Annotated in this window: 5 protein-coding genes; all 5 read left to right on the top strand. The window is 44.5% G+C overall.

Going from position 1 to position 5,604, the window contains the following annotated elements:
• Positions 1–542: 542 nt before the first annotated feature.
• Positions 543–1,409 (top strand): transporter substrate-binding domain-containing protein, encoded by an 867-nt coding sequence (locus AC1DUA_RS20850; RefSeq protein WP_477501596.1) that lies wholly within the window; start codon positions 543–545, stop codon positions 1,407–1,409.
• Between the two features lie 26 nt (positions 1,410–1,435).
• Positions 1,436–2,080 carry an amino acid ABC transporter permease gene (locus AC1DUA_RS20845; RefSeq protein WP_477501595.1) on the top strand — a complete coding sequence of 215 codons (645 nt, stop codon included), beginning with the start codon at positions 1,436–1,438 and terminating at the stop codon, positions 2,078–2,080.
• A gap of 13 nt (positions 2,081–2,093) precedes the next feature.
• Positions 2,094–2,840 carry an amino acid ABC transporter ATP-binding protein gene (locus AC1DUA_RS20840; protein ID WP_477501594.1) on the top strand — a complete coding sequence of 249 codons (747 nt, stop codon included), beginning with the start codon at positions 2,094–2,096 and terminating at the stop codon, positions 2,838–2,840.
• A 24-nt stretch (positions 2,841–2,864) separates the two neighbouring features.
• Positions 2,865–4,079, top strand: coding sequence for a M24 family metallopeptidase (locus tag AC1DUA_RS20835; RefSeq protein WP_477501593.1), 1,215 nt, complete (start codon positions 2,865–2,867; stop codon positions 4,077–4,079).
• A gap of 253 nt (positions 4,080–4,332) precedes the next feature.
• Positions 4,333–5,439, top strand: a complete 1,107-nt coding sequence (locus AC1DUA_RS20830) for a GntR family transcriptional regulator (protein ID WP_477501592.1) — start codon at positions 4,333–4,335, stop codon at positions 5,437–5,439.
• The last annotated feature ends 165 nt before the right edge of the window (positions 5,440–5,604 follow it).

The following is a 5,604-nucleotide window of genomic DNA, read 5'->3' as shown; positions in this document are numbered from 1 at the left end:
AGCAAGCCCTTTGCTTGTTGCTATAGGCGGTGCTTTTCTGATCCGTAAAGAAGATGGTATTTCCTAATGGTTTGCAATGGGAATATGGAAGTTAAGCAATTTTATTATAATTTCGAATGTCGAAGTTTTCCGTAATTCGCACAGCTGAATAAATGCTACGAGGAGAGGATAAGTATGAATAATTCGCATAGAGAAAATTATCAACTAAAAATGGATGGACTTCTCCCATTAACGATTATTTTCTTTCTTTTAGTTTTTTCAGGAGTATTTTATTTTCTTATACAAAAATTAGTTTAAGCAGGGCAAACGCTGAATAATGCATAAATCGTGTTTAAAGAACAAGGCCATCCCAAAAGGATGGCCTTTATACTTGCCGTTACAGACTGTGGGGAGAAGAATGCAGAAAATTTATGAGCGTATTATTTGGGTATATTGGGAAACCTTAGGTATAGATAATTAGTGCTACTTCACAAGACTATCAATGTGGAATGAGGGAGAGCGAACTGTATAGGACTAACTTACTTTCTCTAGGAGGACAGAACATGTCAGTAACAATCAAGAAAATAATCCATGGGATCTCGTTCATTTGTGTTATAGCTGCGGTGCTTGTTGGTTGTACCAGTAAATCAGGGGAAGGCACGCAAGGAACCGCTTCAGCAACACCTAAGAGCACTAATGCTACGGCCTCAGAGGACTTGTTGGCATCGATTAAGAAATCAGGCAAAATCAAAATTGGCTTGATGGGCACGTACGCACCCTACAACTTCCTCAATGATAAACATGAAGTGGACGGATTCGATGCCGATGTCGCGAAGGAAGTTGCCAAGCGGTTAGGTGTCCAGGCAGACTTCATAACAGGTGAGTTCTCAGGCTTAATAGAAGGGCTGCAAACAAGCAAATATGACGCGCTCGTCTCCCAAGTAACCATAACTGACGATCGCAAAAAAACGATGGATTTCTCTACACCTTACATAAAAAACAGCGTAAGCGTTATTGTAAAAAGCGATAATACCTCTGTGAAGGGAATTGAAGATTTTAAAGGGAAGAAAATTGGGGTTGGACTTGGGACAAATGATGAGACCTATTTGCGCAACGAAGTGCTGCCGAAAGTCGGTACCTTCAATATCGTGACCTATAACGATGTGATTACGTCACTTACGGATTTGAATGCGGGTCGAATCGATGCCACGATTAACAATGTTTTCGCCATTCAACCATTGGTTGAAAAGAATCATTTTCAGATCAAAACCGTAGGTGCTTCTGTAAAAGATGACTTTGCCGGTATCGCGATTCGTAAAAACAACGCTGAACTCTTAAGTGAGTTGAATAATGCGTTAGCTGAAATGAAATCAGACGGCACGTTTAAACAAATATTCCAAAAATGGTTCAAAGTCGATCCTAACATCTAAGCATCAGCGCGTAGGAGGATGCATGCATGGAGCTTGTTTTGCAAAATCTCGACTTTCTGTTGAAGGGTGCGTACTATACGCTGTTGATCACCATGGTGTCGATGTTTTTCGGCTTCATTCTTGCTTTGATTGTGGCGTTTGCTCGTCTAAAAGGGAACATTGTTGTAAGGAATATCGCGATGTTTTATGTTTCTGTTTTTCGGGGAACGCCAATTCTCGTCCAAATTTTCATCATCTACTACGGCTTGCCGGATTACGGCATTCGTTTGGGTCCACTTACAGCGGCATTTCTTTCGCTGAGCCTCAATATTGGCGCCTTTCTATCGGAGACGTTCCGAGGTGCCATTCTATCTGTCAGCAAGGGGCAGACGGAGGCTGCGATGTCACTGGGTTTTAGTCCTTGGCAAACGATCTATAAGGTTGTACTGCCGCAAGCTGCTCGGGTAGCGATACCTCCTATGGGCAACACGTTTATCGGGATGCTCAAGGAAACATCGCTCGTTTCCATTGTTACCGTGACGGAGTTGCTGCGTACAGCCCAGCTTTTGATTGCCCAGTATTATATCGCTATGCCATTTTATATCGCCATTGCCGTCATGTATTGGCTTATGAGCTTGTTATTTTCGAATCTGCTGACTAGGGTTGAAAAGAAATTATCTAAGGCGTATTAAAGGTGTGAGCCGTATGATTGAAGTGAATCAACTCTCGAAGAGCTTTAACGACTTGCAAGTTCTTCAACGGATTGACTTTCAAATGAAGTCCAAAGAAATCGTTGTACTGCTTGGACCAAGTGGTTCGGGGAAAAGTACGCTGCTCCGTTGTCTCAATGGGCTGGAAGAGGCGGATTCCGGGAAAATTCGAATGGATGACGTGACATGGGATGCCGTTATGGACAGATCTGAGAAGCGGGAAGCCATGAAACGAATTCGCTTAATGAGTGGGATGGTCTTTCAATCATTCCATTTATTTTCCCATATGACGGTGCTGCAAAATATTACGGCGGCACCTATGCTGGTTAAAAATATGAGCGCTAAGCAAGCGGCAGAGCTTGCAGACAGATTACTCGCGAAAGTTGGTCTGCTGGAGAAAAAGCACGAATATCCTTCACGTCTATCTGGTGGTCAGCAGCAGCGAGTAGCGATTGCGCGCTCGTTAGCCATGCAGCCGAAAGTAATGCTCTTCGATGAGCCGACATCGGCGCTGGACCCTGAACTTACCGGCGAAGTGCTGCAGGTTATGAAGGATCTTGCTGTGGAAGGGATGACGATGATCGTTGTCACTCACGAAATGAAGTTTGCGCGCGAAGTTGCTAATCGGGTTATTTTTATGAGCGATGGCGTTATCCAAGAGGAAAGTACCCCGAATCAATTCTTCAATCAGCCTCAGACAGAACGCGCTCGTAGATTTCTAAGACAATTAGGGGATATGTAGTCGTAGAAGAGGTGAAAAATACCCGTGTCACATCCTGATGCGCATCATTTAAACACAATTGCGGCAAGAGCACGAGCATTGATGGACGATATGAACTTGGATGCGCTTGTTGCTTCGTCTTATGAAAATTTCTATTACCTTAGCGGCCATGAAAGTACGTTTATGTATACACTACGGATGAGCGAAGTAGCCTTGGCCATCCTATTCCGCGACCCTAATTCCAAGACAATTATTATCATGAATGACTTTGAAGCGGCTGACGTATCCAGCGATTTGCCGAACAGTGAACTGCGAACCTATCCAACCTGGGTAGATGTTGATGATCCGCTCGGTTTGAGGGGGGGCAAATACGAAGGCAAACGACCAACAGGTCATCAGGCCCAGGAAATGTTCGGTCTGCTTCAAAGGACGTTAGCTGAACATGGCTGTGAGGCTGGCAGAATTGCTGTCGAACTGAACGACATGCGTCATTCATCGGTGGTAACGCTGCGTCAAGCGGCACCAGAAGCGGAGCTAGTGGAAGCCAAGGGACTGTTCACGCTGCTGCGTATGATCAAAACAACGTGGGAGATCGAGCAACTTCGTGCAGCGTGTGCGTATGCGGAAGCGGGTATAACTGATGCGGTCCAAAGCATTCGGCAAGGCAGCTCAGCTCAGGAACTCGTGCATGCGTTTCGGCTGTCTTTGATGAAAGACGTGAAGGGACTAGCCGCACGATTCCATATGATCTCCGTGGGCGCTTCATTCGCACCTGCGCACCGTTTTGATACCAGCCCCGCGCAAGCAGGAGATGTAATCAAATTTGATGTTGGAGTGGATGTGAACGGCTACGGGTCCGACATTGCACGGACTTTCGTTCTCGGCAATCCCTCTGATACGATAACTCGGATCTACAAAGCGTTGAAGGCTGGCCATGACCGTCTTCTGGAAATCGTGGCACCAGGTATCACGTTGCAGGCAGCTTTCGAGGATGCGATGGGGGTGATCCGGCGCTCGGGGCTTCCCAATTACAACCGTGGGCACCTTGGGCATAGCGCAGGTTTAAGCCTCGCAGCGGAGGAGCCGCCTTTCTTAGGTCCGTTAGAACCGACATTGTTTCAGCCTGGTATGGTTATTTGCCTTGAGACGCCTTATTACGGTTATGGCATTGGTGCGATTATGATCGAGGATATGGTGTTGGTTACAGCGAACGGTTGTGAGCGCATAAATCAGCTTTCTCGAGAGCTCGTTTCATTGTAAGACTGGGAGCAAAGATTTTCATTAAACTCTATTCGAGTGTCGTGTCAGGTAACAAGAAATATTATCTCATTTAGTGCCGCGATATTCGCGGCTTTTTTGTTCCAAATAACAAGAACTTTATCCGGTAACAATTTGTTCAATCAAACCATCTTAAATCTAATTGATACATTTTGTTGATTAATAGATTAGAATTGATATCTATCCATGACATGATATATTAAGTATATCAAGATAAAGCACTAGGGAGAATAAGATGGAAACGCATTTATACGAACAGTTGTATATGCATATTGTTCAAGAGATTCTACAGGGCAAATTAAAGACCGGAGATCGTGTATCATCCGAAAAAGAATTGGCCGAACAATTTGGTGTTAGCCGCATCACTTCCAAAAAGGCGCTTGAAAAGTTGGCAGAAGCGGGTGTTATCAAACGTATCCAGGGAAAAGGGTCGTTTGTGGCGAATGGTCATATTTCAAGTTTGGAACAAATGCGCCAATTGGAGGAAAAAACGATTACGGGGATCCGTGCTCAAGAAAGACCGCTCATCGGATTAATTATTCCAAGTTTTTCGGATGAATATGGCTTGAAGCTCCTTCAAGCTATGGAAAAGCAGAGCGCACTGCACGGGTGTGATCTAATTATCAAGAGGACTGGCGGTAGCACAGAAGAAGAAGAGCATGCGATCCAACTTTTTGTCAGCCTAGGTGTCAAGGGGTTAATCGTGACTCCGGTTCATGGCGCGCATTATAATGCAGAACTCATTCGTCTTGTCTTAGGCAAGTTTCCTGTGGTATTGGTCGACAGGTATTTGAAAGGAATTCCGGTTAGTTCCGTTTACACGGATAACAGAAAAGCTGCGCAAGATCTTACGCTTCATCTGATCGGAAAAGGCCATCAAAACATCGCCTATTTGTCGCCACCGATTGAAAATACGTCAGCGCTGGAAGACAGACTTCTGGGATATACTTTGGCTTTTACCCGGGAAGGGTTGAAATTAAATCAGGACTATTGTTTAACGAATATTACAGGCACGCGTTCAGGTTCATGGGCAGGGGATACAGAGACGCTCAAAAGCTTTTTAGGACAAAACACCAATGTAAAGGCATTTGTTGCTTCGGAATATCTGGTCGCCACCATGTTGGCTCAAGTCATTGACGCCCAAGGAAAGAAGTTGGAAACCTACGATATCGTCTGCTTCGACTCATTGAACGATTTTTTGGGAAAGCCAATATTTACCCACATTCAACAAGATGAGAAACGAATGGGCGAAGAAGCGGTGGATCTGTTGATCTCGCAGTTATATGGAGAAAATGTCACCGAACAAAGAATTGTCGAGTATAGATTGATTGTGAAAGACTAACAAGTAACGCTAGTTAACAGAGAAAGCCGTGGAATTCCATGTTTTTTTTGTTTTTCTAATTTCCCTAGAGGTGTGTCCTTTCGTCTGAGTAGACAAATTTTGTACAGGCATGTCGCGAAATCGTAGTGGACATGGTATATTTCCCCATATTATTATACTTAGTAT

It is taken from the genome of Paenibacillus sp. 01T422 (genome assembly GCF_056398785.1).
This window is presented reverse-complemented; position numbering and strand designations above follow the sequence as displayed.

Coding starts and splice junctions, on each gene's coding strand:
- AC1DUA_RS20850 (WP_477501596.1), top strand. CDS start 543: ATGTCAGTAACAATCAAGAAAATAATCCATGGGATCTCGTTCATTTGT.
- AC1DUA_RS20845 (WP_477501595.1), top strand. CDS start 1,436: ATGGAGCTTGTTTTGCAAAATCTCGACTTTCTGTTGAAGGGTGCGTAC.
- AC1DUA_RS20840 (WP_477501594.1), top strand. CDS start 2,094: ATGATTGAAGTGAATCAACTCTCGAAGAGCTTTAACGACTTGCAAGTT.
- AC1DUA_RS20830 (WP_477501592.1), top strand. CDS start 4,333: ATGGAAACGCATTTATACGAACAGTTGTATATGCATATTGTTCAAGAG.